The sequence below is a fragment of the Devosia yakushimensis genome, from assembly GCF_030159855.1.
Lineage (GTDB): Bacteria > Pseudomonadota > Alphaproteobacteria > Rhizobiales > Devosiaceae > Devosia > Devosia yakushimensis.
Genome location: NZ_BSNG01000001.1, coordinates 589,085 through 605,937, shown reverse-complemented (window position 1 = coordinate 605,937; position 16,853 = coordinate 589,085). Strand labels below are relative to the sequence as shown.

Here is a 16,853-nt window from a genome sequence, read left to right as displayed (position 1 = left end):
TGCCGTTCCCCATCTTGAACGCTCCCCCGAGCAACGGTGTCTTTCATGGCCGATAAATCCGCGCGCCCCGGAAAAGCTGAGTTTTCCATCGACGACTTCCTCGGCGAAATCGAGAAGGCCGAAGACCTGGCCGCCAACAAGCCCCTCTATGCCGAACGCATGCGCAACAAGCGCGCGCTCGACCGTGCCGACCAGAAGGCCGCCGCCGAAGCCGATGCGGCCGAGAAAAAGACCGCGCTCGAAAAGCGCCGCACGACCAAATCGAGCCACGACACCGCCACCGGCATGTCCAAGCGCACCTCCAAGACCAAGATCAACTCGGTCGACCGCATCGACTTCTCGGGGCTGGGCGAAAGCCCCCAGGCCGGCTTCGGCCACGTGCCCTCGCAAAACGAGAAGCTGACCGCCCGCGACATTTCCCGCGCCGCCGCCAAGGATCCCGAGACCCAGGCCAAGCTGCGCGACGCCCTGGCCAGCGCCCGCTCCAAATCCGGCTCCAGCCGCACCGTGGAGGATGCCCAGACCGTCGGCGTCACCGCCACGGTCAAGGCCCTCGAACAGATCATCCTGCATGGCCGCAAGGAGGTGGAAGGCTCCTCCCCCTGGGTGCCGCACAAGGCCACCAACCACCTCGAAAAGCGCCTCGCCGGCAAGCCCTTCCGCATGGTCACCGACAAGCAGCCCGCCGGCGACCAGCCCACCGCCATTGCCGAGCTGGTGGAAGGCATCGAGAATGGCGAAACCGACCAGGTCCTGCTCGGCGTCACCGGCTCGGGCAAGACCTTCACCGCCGCCCAGGTCATCGCCCGCACAAATCGCCCCGCACTGATCCTGGCTCCCAACAAGACCCTGGCCGCCCAGCTCTATGGCGAGTTCAAGAGCTTTTTCCCCGACAACGCGGTCGAATATTTCGTTTCCTACTACGATTACTATCAGCCCGAGGCCTATGTGCCGCGCACCGATACCTATATCGAGAAGGAATCCACCATCAACGAGCAGATCGACCGCATGCGCCACTCGGCCACGCGCGCGATCCTCGAGCGCGACGACGTCATCATCGTCGCCTCGGTCTCCTGCATCTACGGTATCGGCTCGGTCGAAGATTACACGGCCATGACCGTCGACCTGCAAAAGGGCCAGAAAATCGACCAGCGCGAGGTCATCGCCAAGCTCGTCGCCCTGCAATACAAGCGCGGCGATACCGGCTTCGTGCGCGGCACCTTCCGCGTCCGCGGCGACACGATCGAACTCTTCCCCGCCCACTATGAAGCCGCCGCCTGGCGCGTCTCCCTGTTCGGCAACGAGATCGAATCCATCGTCGAATTCGATCCCCTGACCGGCAAAAAGAGCGCCGACCTCACCTTCATTCGCGTCTTCGCAAACTCCCACCACGTGACGCCGCGCACCACCATGAACCAGGCCATCAAGGCCATCCGCAGCGAGCTCGCCGCGCGCCTGCAGGAGCTCAACGGCGCCGGCCGCTTCCTCGAGGCCCAGCGCCTCGAACAACGCTCCCTCTTCGATCTCGAAATGATGGAAGCCACCGGCTCCTGCGCCGGCATCGAGAATTACTCGCGCTACTTCTCCGGCCGCAAACCCGGCGAGCCGCCCCCGACCCTGTTCGAATACCTGCCCGACAACGCCCTGGTTTTCGTCGACGAAAGCCACGTCACCATCGGCCAGCTCGGCGCCATGTATCGCGGCGATCTCCGCCGCAAGGCGACCCTGGCCGAATACGGCTTCCGCCTCCCCTCCTGCATGGACAATCGCCCGCTGCGTTTCGAGGAATGGAACGCCATGCGGCCGCAATCGGTCTATGTCTCGGCCACGCCCGGCTCCTGGGAAATGGACCAGACCGGTGGCGTCTTTGCCGAACAGGTCATCCGCCCCACCGGCCTGATCGATCCCCCGGTCGAAATCCGCCCCGCCAAGGCGCAGGTCGATGACGTGGTCGATGAAATCCGCAAGACCAACGCTGCCGGCTACCGCACGCTCCTCACCGTCCTCACCAAGAAAATGGCCGAGGACCTCACCGAATACCTGCACGAACAGGGCATTCGCGTGCGCTACATGCACTCGGACGTGGACACCATCGAGCGCATCGAAATCATCCGCGACCTGCGCCTGGGCGCCTTCGACGTCCTCGTCGGCATCAACCTGCTGCGCGAGGGCCTCGACATCCCCGAATGCGGCCTCGTCGCCATTCTCGACGCCGACAAGGAAGGCTTCCTGCGCTCAGAAACCAGCCTGATCCAGACCATCGGCCGCGCCGCCCGCAACGTCGACGGCAAGGTCGTGCTCTATGCCGACCGCGAAACCGGCTCCATGCAACGCGCCCTGGCCGAAACCAGCCGCCGCCGCGAAAAGCAGCTCGCCTATAATCTGGAACACGGCATCACGCCCCAATCCGTCCGCTCCAACATCCACGACATCGTCGACAGCGTCTACGAACAGGACCACGTCACCATTTCCATCGGCAAAGGCAAGGACGGCAAGGAACAGGTGGCCGTCGGCGCCAACCTGGCGGCTGTTATCAAGGACATGGAAGCCCAGATGCGCGAGGCGGCCACGAACTTGGAATTCGAAAAGGCGGCAAGGCTGAGGGACGAGGTGAAGCGGCTGAAGGAGATGGAGCTGGATACTTTGAGTGGGGAAGTTTCCTAGTGAACTATCTGAACTCGGCCAACCTGCAATGAAGAAGTCCAAACCAGAACGCGACTTCGACGACGCCATAACCCGCGCTGCGGCAGACGCGGTGCACAAACGCAACTCGACATACATAGCCGAAGAAAACGTCCTTCAGTATCGCCATGGCAGCCAATGGTCCCACGTGGACGCAAACGATGGGAAAGAAAATACTGGAACCTTTGTCTCACACTCTGCCGAGTTTTCCATGGGAGTGGAAAGGCTAATTGAGCGGGATACTTCGACCCTTCAACGGTTTATACACACCATGAGTGAAGAACTGCATGGACAATTTGTGGGGTCACTTTTTCAGATGATTAGCGAAGAGACGGAAAAGATCGGCAATTCGGTCCAGATTGGCCCCAAGCTGCCCGATGAGGATGCTGATCAAGCCATGCAGGACGGTTTTCTTGAGATGTTCCGGAAGGTAGAACTTGGCATCTCGAGGTACGGTACTGTCACCTATCCAACACTCTTTGTGCACCCAGACAACAAACGCGTCTTAGACTTAATTGAACAACCGGTCCCAGAACAGCACCAGCGCGAACTTGACAGTGCCCATTACGCCGCTGAGATATCCGCCATTTCTCGCGAAGCCGGTCGCCTTTCGAGGTATAAGCGTTGACGAGGGTGTTGCTGTCGATCGGTTGCGACAAGTACGAGCATGTCACTCAACTAAATTCCGCGGAGAGTGACGCTCGCGCTATTTTCGAGAACTTGTGTGTTTCTGACCGCTACGCCTACCTACCCGAGAAAAGCATCCTCAAACTTTCTCCCACGCTTTCTCAGCTAAATGCTGCGTTGCTCGAACTCTATGAAGCTAAACCTGACGACGTAGTAGTCTATTTCGCAGGCCACTCTGAGAGTCGAGATGGCCGGCTCTATTTGAAGGTATCGGATACACAGGATACCGCCCTGCCGATCACCTCCCTCACATTTGCGGATCTAGTAGAGAAGATCGCCCACATACCCTCGCTTCAGCGGCTCAATGTGGTACTCGACTCCTGCAATTCCAGCGGCCTTACCACCGATCTGGCAAATGTACTTAGTGACAGGCTGCGATCAAATCTTGGCAACATCAGCATATCCATACTTGCTGGCGCAGCGCCGCACTTGGCCGCTAAATCAACACGTAGCGGCGGCCACTTGACCGCAGAAGTACTGAAAATATTGGGTGGGACGATTACCGCCCAGCGATGGAGCCCTTTTCTGGAACTCTCTCAGATCGCCGAAACCGTGAAAAGCGCTCCAAGCGTTCAGCGACAGGAGCCATCCTACTGGGGAATGAACATCAGGGGGCCTAACCCCTTTGCTCGCAATCCTAACTATGACCCGGCACTGGGAGCGACCGCCTTACCTGAAACGTTCTTTGGGTCGGACGTCAAACTCTCTCCGGACCAAGTTGCTGTAATCCGTAGGTTTGTTGCCCAAGTTTCTACTGACGGCTATTCGCCAGATTTGCTCAGACCTGTACAATCCTCCCTAGAGCCTCTGACGACTGCCCAACAAATTTCAGTATTTTTGGGGTTAGCAGAGACTCTTTGGCCCCGAGACGATGAAACCATCGGCCCACCTGACGGCGTGATGCTTCTAATTCAGGCACTAATACCACTTTGCTCGGATAAATCAGCAGAAACGATACTTTCGTTTCACGCGCAGCGCCTCATAAGCGAGATAAAGACTAGAATTTTGTCAATTAGCAAAAAGGTAAAAGACGACCCAATAACGTTAGCGCGCGATTTTGGCGGCGCTATGTCTGGTTTCTATTTTTTCCCGATTGAAATATCAATAATACTTGGATGGATCGGGATTTTACTATTACATGATGACAAAATCAGCGCTGAAGATATTGGAGATGTTATTTCATTAATTGAAATTATAACTGAAAAATACGGAAACAACCTGGTTTGCATGGAGGATAGACAGGCTCCAGGCATTTTGATGTTCTGTCTTGCGGCTCGCATGCGCGGTTGGAAGGAGCAGGCCGATGCGGTAATTTCGCTATACTTCAACGACCTATGGAGTTCGGGCGGGCGAGTGGCGCGAGACGAGCTTGAGGCCGATGAGAGGCTCAAATTCGTCCTCAACAAACCAAATCCCTTGGCAAACCTTGACGGAATATTACAGAATCCAAGTGAATTACTCGGAATAATTCTATTCGCCGGAGCAATCTCTGGCCTAGACGACGAATGGGATGGCCTTCTCATCCAAATCGATCACGCCAACCTGAATTTCTTCATATGCGATGGCTTCACAAATTTTTCTGCAAATAGAATAGAAACAGGAAAGAATATTACACTTCGCGTCGGAGGCGAATTTTGGTCATTGTTTGATCTGCGTCAATTTATTCATGAACAAATTGATAAATGGACTGGTACAAACGATACACTATCCCTGTCTATGAATGCCTTATCCGTATATTTTGGAGATCGAACAAATTGGTCATATGTTTTTGGCCTCCTTCATGATCGCAAGATTATCATGGAATCTGCCTGGCGGCGTTTGACAACTACAGACGTAGAGTCTGAGGAACGGATCATATTGTTCGAGAAAGGTGAGCGATAATGAGCGCGCCAGCCTCCCATAACCCCACCCAATCCCCCAATCGAAAACATTCATTGGACGTCCCGCTCTCACCCGGTCGATCATCCCAGCATGACCGAGACGTCCCATCCGCCCTGCCTCTCCAATAACGGCCCGCCACTGGATGATGACCCCCGCCCCTGGGGCGCCAATGGGATCGGCACCTATTTCGAATGGGAGGCGTCGCGAAAGAAGGCATTCGACGTGCCCTATGACATCGCCCTGCTGCGCGCCCGGCGGGCCGAGAAGCTGGGCCTGACCTATGACGAATACACGCTCGAAATCCTCGAACGCGGCCGCTATCTCAATGCCGAAGACGCCGAGCGCATCGCCGCGATTCTGCGTCGCCGCCCGCTCTGAGCCGCCTGCGGCAAACTTATCCCCGCCCACACCCGCGCTGCTATCCTCACCGGTTTCATCTCCGGGAGAACAGCATGTCCAGCAAGCCTCATCTCAGCCAACGCGCCATTGTCGCTTATAATCGGCTGAGCCGCGAAGTCGCGGCGCTCAATTATCTCGTCAGGGTCGCCAAGCCATCCGGTACGCTGGGGGAAATCGGGCGGGAATGCCTCGACCGCGCCCTGCGCATCGCCAATCGGCTCTATCGCCGCGAGCCCGGCCTGCCCGCTTTCGGCCGGATCGATACCAGGGAAGCCCTGACCGCGGCCGATGTGAGCCTGCTGGTGGCCCGCCTGAGCGCGGCCGGCATTGCCTTCGAGGAACGCTATGCGCACCTCACCGCTTCCGGCCAATCCGCACAGGCGGCCCGCCTCTCCGCCGACGGCCTGCCATCGCCCCATGCCTGACCGGCGCAAAAACTTATCCCCGCCCCATTGGGCGCATGCAATTATGCCTCATCCCGCCAGTCACCGGCCCCCACGCAGGGCCGGGCGGGGTGACCGTGGGAAAGGGGCGCCTTTCCATTGGGGTTGGAAACTCGGCAGCCGGGCCTGCAATAATGGTACCGCCTGAACCGGACCTCATGCAAAAGCGGATCGTGACGGGCGGCCTTTGGCTCCCCTAGTCTATACTGGCCTTGAGTCAAAGGCCGCCCGTTACCGTGAACCCGCGACGCCTTAGGGCCGGGCGGTTCTTCATCATGTCCGCAGCAACGGCTTGAAACCGACGCGGCGCTGGCGCATTTCACTGGAGACGAGTTTTCTGGGAGACCGATATGCGCGCCCTGCCCCTGGCGGCCCTTGCCGCCCTTCTGCTGGCGACCCCGGCCTTTGCCGAGCCCCTGGCCCGGGTCAAGGGCGGCAATATCGATGTGCGCACCGGCCCCGGCGCCAATTACCGGGTCATCGGCAAATTGGCCGATGGCGCCGAAGTCCAGCTCGATGAATGCACGCGTGACGATCGCTGGTGCCTGGTGAGCGGCGCCGGCTGGGTGCGGGCCAGCTATCTCGTCGGCTGGTCGGCCAAGATGCGGGTCACCCCGCCCGATTTCATTGGCGGCGGCCCCTGGTTCACCTTCGATGATAGCGACGATGACCGCCACGGCATTTTCGAGTGATTTGACGCAAAGCCGGCAATAGGCTCCTCTCTCCCCAAAACGGGGAGAGCCGAATGACCGACCAGCGCATTGCCACTATCGAGGCCCTGACCAGAAAGGCGCTGTGGCTCTCCAACTGGATGATCCACCACGCCAATCACATCCGGCCCAATGTCGATGGGGTAAAGGTCGGCGGCCACCAGGCCAGCTCCGCCTCCATGGCAGCGATTCTGTCCGCGCTCTATTTCGGCATTCTCCGCCCCGAGGACCGCGTCGCCGTAAAACCCCACGCCGCCCCGGTCTTCCACGCCATCCAGTATCTGTTCGGCAAGCAGAGCCTCGAAAAGCTGCAGAATTTCCGCGCCTTCGGCGGTGCCCAATCCTACCCCTCCCGCACCAAGGACACCGACGACGTCGATATTTCCACCGGCTCGGTCGGCCTGGGCGTCGCCTTCACCGCCTTCGCCTCCCTCATCCAGGACTATGTCCGCGCCAAGCCCTGGTCCCGCAAGGACAGTCCCGAAGGCCGCATGATCGCCCTGGTCGGCGATGCCGAACTGGACGAAGGCAATGTCTACGAATGCCTGCTCGAAGGCTGGAAACACGGGTTGCGCAACACCTGGTGGGTCATCGACTATAACCGCCAGAGCCTCGACGGCGTCGTCCGCGAAGGCCTTTACGACCGCATCGAAGCCATTTTCCGCGCCTTCGACTGGCAGGTGATCACCCTCAAATACGGCGCCCTGCAACGCGCCGCCTTTGCCGAGCCGGGCGGCGAGCGCCTGAAAGCCTGGATCGACGCCGCCCCCAACGCCATCTATTCGGCCCTCATGTTCCGCGGCGGCGCCGCCTGGCGCGAACGCCTGCTCGATGAAATCGGCGATCAGGGGCCCGTCACCGCCCTCCTCGCCCGCCGCAGCGATGCCGAACTGGCCGAGCTGATGGCCAATCTGGGCGGCCATTGCACCCAAAGCCTGCTCGAGCAATTCGAAGCCGCCGGCACTGACAAACCCACCGTCTTCATCGCCTATACCGTCAAGGGCTGGGCCACCCCCCTGGCGGGCCACAAGGACAATCACGCCGGCCAGATGACCGGAGCCCAGATCGAAACCCTGCGCCAGTCGATGCATGTCCGCGAGGGCCACGAATGGGACAAGTTCGAAGGCCTGGCCGACCCCGCCGCTACCGAGCGCTTCCTGGCCGAAGTCCCCTTCAATACCACCGAGAGCCGCCGCCGCACCTCACCCCCGGTCCCCACCATCGGCCCGCAATTCGTCGGCACATCAGCGACTTCGACGCAAACCGCTTTCGGCAAGATCCTCGACGCCATCGCCAAGACCGATAGCGACCTCGCCCAGCGCATCATCACCACCTCGCCGGACGTGACTGTCTCGACCAACCTGGGCACCTGGGTCAATCGCCGCAATCTCTACGCCAATCGCGAAATGGTCGACGTGTTCCAGAAAGAAGCCATTCCCAGCGCCCAGAAATGGCGCTTTACGCCCGAAGGCCAGCATCTGGAACTGGGCATTGCGGAAATGAACCTCTTCCTCGCCCTGGGCGCGGCCGGCCTCTCCCATTCGCTCTTCGGCGAGCGCCTGCTGCCCATCGGCACGCTCTACGATCCCTTCATTTCCCGTGGCCTCGATGCCCTGAATTACGCCTGCTACCAGGATGCCCGTTTCCTCCTGGTCGCTACGCCCTCCGGCGTCTCCCTCGCCGGCGAAGGCGGCGCGCACCAATCCATCGCGTCTCCCCTGATCGGCATGGCGCAGGATGGCCTGGCCTCTTTCGAGCCGGCTTTCGCCGACGAACTCGCCATCATCATGGACTGGGCCTTCGACTATATGCAGCGCCAGGGCGATGCCCGCCCGGATCTGGCCGATTGGCCCCGCGACGTCACCGGCGGCTCGGTCTATCTGCGGCTTTCCACCCGCAGCATCGAGCAGGTCCCCCGCGAGGCGGACAAGGTCCTGGCTGATGGCATCATTCGCGGCGCCTATTGGCTGCAGCCCCCCACCCCGCAATGCGAGGTGGTCGTCGCCTATCAAGGCGTCCTCGCCAGCGAAGCCATCGCCGCCGCTGCCGCAATCGGTGGCGACCGGCGCAATGTGGCCGTCCTCGCCGTCACCTCGGCCGATCGCCTCAATGCCGGCTGGCACGGTGCCCAGCGCGCCCGCCTCCACGGCGATGCCAAGGCGCGCAGCCATATCGAGCTCCTGCTGGAACAGGTCCCCTACCGCGCAGCCCTGGTCACCGCCATCGATGCCCATCCGGCCACTTTGGGCTGGCTGGGCAGTGTGCTCGGCCACCGCACCACGAGCCTTGGCGTCGAGCATTTCGGTCAGACCGGCACGGTCAACGACCTCTATGCCCATTTCGGCATCGACGCCGCGACGATTGAAACAGCAGCCCGCGCCACGATGGGCGGCCGCTCCTAGCACCAAACCCTCAGTCGACACCCTCCCCATCATGGGGAGGGTCAGGGAGGAGACCTCAACACCCCGCCACCGGGGCGGCTCATTGGCCAGAATAGTATCGCTCTCGTCCTTTCCGGGACGCATCCCAGCCTGCCCAAATTATCACCCGGCCGCGGCCTGCGGATAAGTTATGGGCAATTCCTCCACAACCAACCTTGCCAAGCCGGAACCTATTTGTCAGACATATGTCATTGGACAGATTTTGAAGGGGAAATCGATCGGTCCATCGCGGAGGGGCATGTTTGGCCCGCCGCCAAGAGAGTGACCGGTGCGCTGGGCTCCGTCCAGACAGCCGGCATCAGGGAACGTCCGAATGGCTCTGCACCAAGGAGGGAGCTTATGAACATAGTGTTGAAGGCAGCCGCTGCGCTGGCCGTCGCCACGGCTTTGACCGTGCCGGCACTGGCGCAAACCACGATTGTCGCGCCGAGTGGCGTCACCACCGGCACCTACATGGACTACATGAAGACCGTCTATGCCCGCGCCACCCTGGCCGAATTGCTGCAGGTACCGCTGGCGACCTTCGACAAGGAATTCGAGCTGACGCCCATGGCGGCGGAAAGCTGGAGCCAGTCCGAGGATGGCCTGACCTGGACCTTCAAGCTCCGTCCGGGCCTGGTCTGGTCCGATGGCGAACCGCTCACCGCCGAAGATTATGTCTTCGCCCTGCAGCGCGCCGCCACCACCGGCTATGACTTTGCCTGGTATTGGGACTTTGCCGGCGGCATCAAGGGCTGGAAGGAAGTCACCGAAGGCAAGGCCGACGTCTCGACGCTTGGCCTCAAGGCGGTCGATGACCTCACCATCGAGGTCACCACCAATGCGCCCAAGCCCTACCTGCCCTCAGTCACCAGCCTCTGGTATCCCGTCCCCAAGCATGTCGTTGACAAGCTGGGCGACGATTGGGCCCTCAATGTCGACACCGTCGTTTCCTCCGGCCCCTTCGATCTGGAAAGCTGGGAGAAGTCCAACAATTCGGTCGTGCTGACCAAGTCCGATACCTATACCGGTCCCTGGCAGGCCCAGATCGATCGCCTTGAGGTCGACCCCACCCTGGCCGCGCCCGAAGTCGGCCTGCCCGCCTTCCTCGCCGGCGACGCCGATTATTCCTTCCTCAATACCGGACAGGTCCCGGTCGCCACCCAGCGCTTCCCCGACGGCATCCGCAAGAACGCCGTGTTCGCCACGTCCTACATTTCATTCGACATGGATTCGCCGCCCTTCGACAATGTCGATGTCCGCCGGGCGCTCTACTATGCGGTCGACCGCGCCGAGCTGACCTCGACCGTCCTCAAGGACATTGCTATCCCCGCCGGCTCCATCCTGCCGCCCGGCTATCCCGGCTATAATCCGGAGATCGCCGCCCAGGCCGTTTTCGATCCTGAGAAAGCCAAGGAACATCTGGCTGCCGCCGGCTTCCCCAATGGCGAAGGCTTCCCTGAAATCGAAATCTGGTACCGCGAAGAGGGCGGCTACAATGGCGCCATCGTCCCGGCCATGGCCCAATATCTGCAGGCCGAGTTCAAGGAAGTGCTTGGCATCACCATGAATATCCGCGTCCTGCCCGGCCAGGACTGGATGGATGGCCTGCTTAACAAGAAGAACAATATCTTCATCGCCCCCTACGAATACGACTATCTCGATCCGTCCAACTTCTACGGCATTTTCTACAATGGCGGCCGCCATGGCTATCATGTGCAGGAATATGACGACCTGGTCGCCAAGGCGGATTCCGAACCCGTCTGGGAAGAGCGCCTCAAGCTCTATGCCCAGGCCGAACAGGTGATGATCGACCAAGCCGAAATCGTCCCCCTGGTCCATCCGATCACCATTGCCGTGATCTCCGACCAGCTCGGCGGCGATGCGGCGACGCCCAATTCGCTGGGCTTCACCCCGCTCGACCGGCTCGGCCACTACTTCTTCACGCACCTGACCAAGCAGTAGTCGCACCAGCCAAACGCTTCCCGGGTCCCAGGCCGGGAAGCGTCCTTTTTCCAAAACCAGGGATGACTATGCCCCTCGTCGAAATATCCGGCCTCAAGGTCAGCTTCAGCCAATATGGCGGCCAGGTCGATGCGGTGCGCGGCGTGAGCTTTCACGTCAATGAAGGGGAAAGCCTCGGCATTGTCGGGGAATCCGGCTCCGGCAAATCGGTCTCCTGCAGCGCCCTGCTGCGCCTGCTGCCCGCCACCGCCAATGTGTCAGCCACCACGCTGAAACTCGACGGCGTGGACGTACTATCAGCCAATAAGGAAGACCTCGAACGCCTGCGCGGCCGCACCGCCGCGATGATCTTCCAGGACCCGATGACCGCCTTCGATCCGGTCTTCACCATCGGCCACCAGATTGCCGAAACCATCATCGCCCACCGCGCCACCAGCAAGCGCGAGGCCATGAAGGAAGCCGAGCAGCTCCTGCCGCGCGTCGAAATCAAGAACGCCAGGGATATTCTCGGCTATTACCCGCACCAGCTTTCCGGCGGCATGCTGCAACGCGCCATGATCGCCATGGCCCTGTCCTGCCGGCCCAAAATCCTGATTGCCGACGAGCCAACCACCGCGCTCGACGTCACCATCCAGGCCCAGATACTCCAGCTCATCAAGAAGGTGCAGGCCGAGTTCGGCATGGCGCTGATCATGATCACCCACGATCTCGGTGTCATCGCCGAGACCACTGATCGCGTGCTGGTCATGTATAATGGCGAGGTCAGGGAAGAAGGGCCGGTCGAGCAGATTTTCGACGCCCCCAAGGACGATTACACCAAATCGCTGCTCGCCAGCCTCCGCGCCGGTTACAGCAAATCCTCGCCCGCCCCTGATGATGCGGCGCCCGCCCTCGAGCTGCGCGGCCTCGCCAAGGCCTATCGCATCCGCCGGCGCAATGGCTTCTTTGGCAGCACCTATGGCGACTTCCACGCCGTGCGCGCGGTCGACATGGTGCTGCCGCGTAACCAGATCGTCGCCTTGGTGGGGGAATCCGGCTCGGGCAAAACCACGACCGGTCTCATGGCCATGCGGCTCACGGAGCCCTCCAGCGGCCAGATCCTGGTCGATGGCGCCGATATTTCCGCCCTCGGCCCCGATGACCTCAAGGCCTATCGCCGCCGCATGCAGATCGTCTTCCAGGACAGCTATTCCGCGCTCGATCCGATGATGACGCTGGCCCAGATCATTGCCGAGCCGCTGCATATCCACGGCATCGGCACGCCGCGCGACCAGACCGAACAGGCGCTCGACTGGCTCGAACGCGTCGGCCTCGACCGCAATTTCGGCTCCCGCTACCCGCACGAACTCTCCGGCGGCCAACGCCAGCGCGTCGCCATCGCCCGCGCACTTATTCTCGAACCCACAGTCCTCGTCGCCGATGAGCCCACCTCCGCCCTCGACGTCACCGTCAAGGCGCAGATCATTGGGCTATTGAAAGCGCTGCAGGCCGAAATGGGCCTCTCCATGCTGCTGATCAGCCACGATCTCTCCACGGTCAAATCGCTGACCGACAGCGTCATCGTCATGTATCGCGGCCGCGTGGTGGAAGCCGCGCCCACCGCCGAAATCTTCGCCAATCCGCGCCACCCCTATACCCGCGCTCTGCTCGACGCCATTCCCGCCACCAATCCGCGCGACCGCCGCACCCGCACCTTCCTCGCCGCCGAGGACATCGCCGCGGCCACCCCGCGCTACACCGTGATCCAAACCGGCCTCGCGCCCCATCCCGACCCGCAACTGATCACCATCGCCCCCAACCACCGCGTCGAAGCGATTGTGACGACATGAGGCCCCCGGCATGATCCTCTACATCCTCCGCCGCCTCCTCTCCGTCGCCGTCACCTTCTTCGTGGTGTCGCTCATCATCTTCCTGATGATGCACTCCATTCCCGGCGGACCCTTCGATGGCAATGACATGCCCGTCTCCGCCGCCGTACGCGAGCAATTGATGAGCCGCCTCGGCCTCGATCAGCCGCTCTGGGTCCAGTACGTCCGCTACATGACCGGCGTACTGCAATTCGATTTCGGCGTGCCCTATCAAAGCCCCGGCGAAACCGTCATCCAGCTCCTCTCCCGCGCCTGGATACCAAGCCTGGTGCTCGGCGGCCTCGGCGTCCTCATCGGCACCCCGCTCGGCATCCTGCTCGGCATGGCCGCCGCCCTCAATCGCAATACCTGGATCGATTATCTCGCCTCGGGCTTCGCCACCCTGGGCCTGACCGTGCCGGTCTTCGTCACCTCCATGCTGCTGATCCTGGTCTTCGCCGTCTGGCTCAACTGGCTCCCCGCCAGCGGCTGGGGCAAGCCCGAGCGCTGGATCCTGCCCATCGTTGCCTACGCGGCCATCCCCATCGCCACCTATGCCCGCTATACCCGCTCGGCCATGCTCGATACGCTCAACCGCCCCTTCGTCACGGTGCTGCGCGCCAAGGGCCTCAGCGAACGCCGCATCATCTTCCAGCATGTGCTGCGCAATTCAGCCATCCCCATGGTCACGGTCTTCCTGCCCATGTTCATCGGCACCGCCACCGGCTCCATTTTCGTCGAGGCCATGTTCCGCGTACCGGGCCTGGGCGCCTATTTCGTCTCCTCCATCCAGACCCGCGACTACCCCCTCGAAATGGCGCTGATGCTCATGATCACCTTCATGTATTGCATCGCTTATCTCCTCAGCGACATCGCCTATGCCTGGCTCAATCCCCGTATTCGCACCGGAGGCAGTCAATGAGCGAGGCCCTCGTCACCGCCCCCAAATACCGCCAGCGCAGCCCGTTCTGGTTCGCCTGGAAGCGCTTTGCCGGCAACCGCGCGGCCATTGCCGGCGGCCTTGTGCTCGCCATCCTGATCCTCATGGCCATCTTCGCTCCGCTGATCACCCCGTCCGATCCGACCGCGCAGACCTTCCGTGCCGAAGCGCTGGCCTTCCCCTCCGCCCAGCATTGGTTCGGCATCGATAATCTCGGCCGCGATTTCTATACCCGCATCGTCTATGGCGCCCGTGTCTCGCTGACCATCGGCTTCAGCGCCGCCATTTTCAGCGTCATCATCGGCATCCCATTGGGGGCATTGGCCGGCTATTTCGGCGGCAAGACCGACTGGTTCATCATGCGCGTCATCGAGCTGTTCTCAGTGGTCCCGCCATTGCTCGCGGCCATGCTGCTCGGCGCCCTCACGCGCGGCGGCTACTTCACCATCCTGCTGATCGCGGCGCTTTTCGGCTGGGTCAATGTCTGCCTATTGGTCCGCGCCGAGATCAAGGCCTTCCGCGAAAAGGAATTCGTCCGCGCCGCCCAGGCGCTCGGCGCTTCCCCCTGGTACATCATTCGCCGCCACCTCATCCCCAATTGCGTTTCGCCCATCATCGTGGGTTTCGTACTGGCCATTCCCCTCGCCATGATGCTCGAGGCCAGCCTCAGCTTCCTCGGCATCGGCGTGCCGCCACCCACCGCCACCTGGGGCCAGATGATCAGCGAAGGCATCGACTTCATGTTCTTTTACTGGCATCTCGCTCTCTTCCCCACCGCTGCCCTCGCCATCACCGTTCTGGCCACCACCCTCTTCGGCGATGGCCTGCGCGATGCGCTCGATCCGACCCTGAAAGGCCGCTGAAGTGTCTGAAAATCTCGCCCGGCAATTCCTCCTCCGCGAGGATGTCGTCTTCCTCAACCACGGCTCCTTCGGCGCCTGCCCGCGCCCGGTCTTTGAGACCTACCAGCGCTGGCAGCTCGACCTCGAACGCCAACCGGTGGAATTTCTCGGCCGCAACCTCACCGAGACCATGCGTGTGCCCCGCATCGCGCTATCAGCCGAACTCGGCTGTTCTTCCGACGACCTCGTCGGCCTCACCAACGCCACCACCGGCCTCAACATCGTCGCCCAATCGCTCGACCTCAAACCCGGCGATCAGATCCTCACCACCGATCACGAATATTCCGCCCTCGAAAAAACCTGGGCCTATGTCGCCCGCCGCACCGGCGCCGAGATCGTCGTGGTCAAGGTGCCCATGCCGCTGCTTACCGAAGCCCAATTCACCGACACCATCATTGCCGGCATGACCGAGCGCACCAAAGTGCTGTTCCTCAGCCACATCACCTCCCCCACCGCCCTGCTCTTCCCCATCGAGCGCTCCATCGCCGAAGCCCGCAAACGCGGCATCTGGAGCGTCATCGACGGCGCCCACACCCCCGGCCATATCAAGCTCGACCTCGACGCACTCGGCGCCGATTTCTATTCCGGCAATTGCCACAAATGGCTGATGACCCCCAAAGGCTCGGCCTTCCTCCACGCCCGCCCCGAAGTGCAGAACCTGCTCAATCCCTTGGTCATCAGCCATGGCTGGACCATCGACAGCAAACAGCCCGGCGCCAAAGGCGCATTCGGCAATTCCCCCTTCATCGACGGCATCGAAATGCAGGGCACCCGTGACCCCGCTCCCTGGCTTACCGTCCCCGCCGCCCTCGATTTCCGCCGCGACAATGACTGGACGTCCGTGGCCGCCCATTGCCAACAGCTCGCCCAGGACACCGCAAGCCGCCTCGGCGAATTGACCGGCCTGGCCCCGCTCAGTGCCTCCCAATTCTGCGCTCCACAAATGGTCGCCATGCCACTTCCCGAATGCGATGTCGTCGCGGTCAAGGACGCGCTGCTCGACAAATACAATATCGAAATCCCGGTCTTCAAATGGCAGGACACCTGCATCGCCCGCCTGTCGGTGCAGGGCTACAATTCCCGCCCGCAAATGGATCTGCTGATCGGGGCCCTGACCGACCTGCTCGGGCTCACGGCCGGTGCGAAACGGCAGGCCTCATAGCGGCAAAAAGCTGACAAGCGCCGCAAACTATGGTGTGTGGCTGATAGAGCCGCATCGGAGGAGAGTCGGCACGGTGACACGTGAAGGCGCATTGAGCTATCTCGAACCGCTGGAAACCCGCACGCGCGGCGTGGCGGTGCTGGATGCGCTTGCCGAAATGATCGAGCGCGCCGGCCTCACCATCGGCGATCGCCTGCCGCCCGAAGTCTCCCTCGCCACCACGCTCGGCGTCGGCCGCTCCACCATCCGCGAAGCCCTCAATCGCTGGGAGGGCCTGGGCATCATCAAGCGCCGCCGCGGCGACGGCACCTATCTCTCGGCTCGCGTGCAAACCTCGCGCGGCCTCGTGCCCACCATGGTCCGCCTCGAAGGCGAAGCCCTGCTCCGCCTCATGGAAATCCGCCGCACGCTCGAAAACGACGTCGTCCGCAAGGCCACGATCAACGCCACCCCAGCCCAGCGCCGGGAAATCTCCCGCCTCTGCGACCTGCTGCTGATCGAAGTCAATGCCGGCCGCCCCTGGCGCAAGGCCGACCACGCCTTCCACGGCGCCATCTACGACGCCTCGGGCAATCCCATGTATGGCCAATTGCTGGTCAACCTGGACCACGCCCTTGAGCGTGGCGGCTCATCCCCCTTTGCCGCCGACAATTTCGGGCTCGATTCCTTCCCCATCCACCGCGACCTCGCCGACGCCATCGTGGCCGCCGACCCGGAACTGGCCGTCTCGGTGATCAATCACCTGCTCGATACGGTGGAGCGCGAAGTCAAAGCCATCATCGAAGGCGGCAAGCCCGGCTGATCGCCCTAGGGCC

At 61.7% G+C, this 16,853-nt stretch carries 13 protein-coding genes; all 13 read left to right on the top strand.

Annotation, left to right across the window (positions count from 1 at the left end):
- The first annotated feature begins 45 nt into the window (after positions 1-45).
- The 13 genes from uvrB to QQL79_RS02785 all read left to right on the top strand — a co-directional run bounded on the left by uvrB (position 46) and on the right by QQL79_RS02785 (position 16,840).
- Positions 46-2,664, top strand: coding sequence for an excinuclease ABC subunit UvrB (gene uvrB, locus QQL79_RS02845; RefSeq protein ID WP_284387712.1), 2,619 nt, complete (start codon positions 46-48; stop codon positions 2,662-2,664).
- Between the two features lie 28 nt (positions 2,665-2,692).
- Entirely contained in the window at positions 2,693-3,310 is a 618-nt protein-coding gene (locus QQL79_RS02840; RefSeq protein ID WP_284387711.1) for a hypothetical protein, read from the top strand.
- Between the two features lie 8 nt (positions 3,311-3,318).
- Entirely contained in the window at positions 3,319-5,250 is a 1,932-nt protein-coding gene (locus tag QQL79_RS02835; RefSeq protein ID WP_284387710.1) for a caspase family protein, read from the top strand.
- Positions 5,251-5,340: 90 nt separating this feature from the next.
- Complete coding sequence (locus QQL79_RS02830) at positions 5,341-5,628, top strand: hypothetical protein (protein ID WP_284387709.1); 288 nt, start codon at positions 5,341-5,343, stop codon at positions 5,626-5,628.
- 74 nt (positions 5,629-5,702) lie between these two features.
- Entirely contained in the window at positions 5,703-6,074 is a 372-nt protein-coding gene (locus QQL79_RS02825; RefSeq protein ID WP_284387707.1) for a hypothetical protein, read from the top strand.
- A 368-nt stretch (positions 6,075-6,442) separates the two neighbouring features.
- On the top strand, positions 6,443-6,784 hold the full coding sequence (locus QQL79_RS02820; RefSeq protein WP_284387705.1) for an SH3 domain-containing protein: 342 nt from the start codon (positions 6,443-6,445) through the stop codon (positions 6,782-6,784).
- Positions 6,785-6,837: 53 nt separating this feature from the next.
- Complete coding sequence (locus tag QQL79_RS02815; RefSeq protein WP_284387703.1) at positions 6,838-9,204, top strand: thiamine pyrophosphate-binding protein; 2,367 nt, start codon at positions 6,838-6,840, stop codon at positions 9,202-9,204.
- 378 nt (positions 9,205-9,582) lie between these two features.
- A complete protein-coding gene (locus QQL79_RS02810) occupies positions 9,583-11,187 on the top strand; it encodes a peptide ABC transporter substrate-binding protein (RefSeq protein WP_284387702.1) in 1,605 nt (534 codons plus the stop codon).
- A gap of 68 nt (positions 11,188-11,255) precedes the next feature.
- Positions 11,256-13,016 carry an ABC transporter ATP-binding protein gene (locus QQL79_RS02805; RefSeq protein ID WP_284387700.1) on the top strand — a complete coding sequence of 587 codons (1,761 nt, stop codon included), beginning with the start codon at positions 11,256-11,258 and terminating at the stop codon, positions 13,014-13,016.
- A 10-nt stretch (positions 13,017-13,026) separates the two neighbouring features.
- Positions 13,027-13,956: an ABC transporter permease gene (locus QQL79_RS02800; protein WP_284387698.1), complete on the top strand. Its 930-nt coding sequence runs from the start codon at positions 13,027-13,029 to the stop codon at positions 13,954-13,956.
- Positions 13,953-14,837 carry an ABC transporter permease gene (locus QQL79_RS02795; RefSeq protein ID WP_284387696.1) on the top strand — a complete coding sequence of 295 codons (885 nt, stop codon included), beginning with the start codon at positions 13,953-13,955 and terminating at the stop codon, positions 14,835-14,837. Before QQL79_RS02800 ends, QQL79_RS02795 begins: the two co-directional genes overlap by 4 nt.
- 1 nt (position 14,838) lies before the next feature.
- A complete protein-coding gene (locus QQL79_RS02790; RefSeq protein WP_284387694.1) occupies positions 14,839-16,038 on the top strand; it encodes an aminotransferase class V-fold PLP-dependent enzyme in 1,200 nt (399 codons plus the stop codon).
- Between the two features lie 73 nt (positions 16,039-16,111).
- Positions 16,112-16,840, top strand: a complete 729-nt coding sequence (locus tag QQL79_RS02785) for a FadR/GntR family transcriptional regulator (protein ID WP_284387692.1) — start codon at positions 16,112-16,114, stop codon at positions 16,838-16,840.
- Positions 16,841-16,853 lie beyond the last annotated feature (13 nt).

Coding starts and splice junctions, on each gene's coding strand:
- QQL79_RS02810 (WP_284387702.1), top strand. CDS start 9,583: ATGAACATAGTGTTGAAGGCAGCCGCTGCGCTGGCCGTCGCCACGGCT.
- QQL79_RS02840 (WP_284387711.1), top strand. CDS start 2,693: ATGAAGAAGTCCAAACCAGAACGCGACTTCGACGACGCCATAACCCGC.
- QQL79_RS02805 (WP_284387700.1), top strand. CDS start 11,256: ATGCCCCTCGTCGAAATATCCGGCCTCAAGGTCAGCTTCAGCCAATAT.
- uvrB (WP_284387712.1), top strand. CDS start 46: ATGGCCGATAAATCCGCGCGCCCCGGAAAAGCTGAGTTTTCCATCGAC.
- QQL79_RS02815 (WP_284387703.1), top strand. CDS start 6,838: ATGACCGACCAGCGCATTGCCACTATCGAGGCCCTGACCAGAAAGGCG.
- QQL79_RS02795 (WP_284387696.1), top strand. CDS start 13,953: ATGAGCGAGGCCCTCGTCACCGCCCCCAAATACCGCCAGCGCAGCCCG.
- QQL79_RS02800 (WP_284387698.1), top strand. CDS start 13,027: ATGATCCTCTACATCCTCCGCCGCCTCCTCTCCGTCGCCGTCACCTTC.
- QQL79_RS02830 (WP_284387709.1), top strand. CDS start 5,341: ATGACCGAGACGTCCCATCCGCCCTGCCTCTCCAATAACGGCCCGCCA.
- QQL79_RS02825 (WP_284387707.1), top strand. CDS start 5,703: ATGTCCAGCAAGCCTCATCTCAGCCAACGCGCCATTGTCGCTTATAAT.
- QQL79_RS02820 (WP_284387705.1), top strand. CDS start 6,443: ATGCGCGCCCTGCCCCTGGCGGCCCTTGCCGCCCTTCTGCTGGCGACC.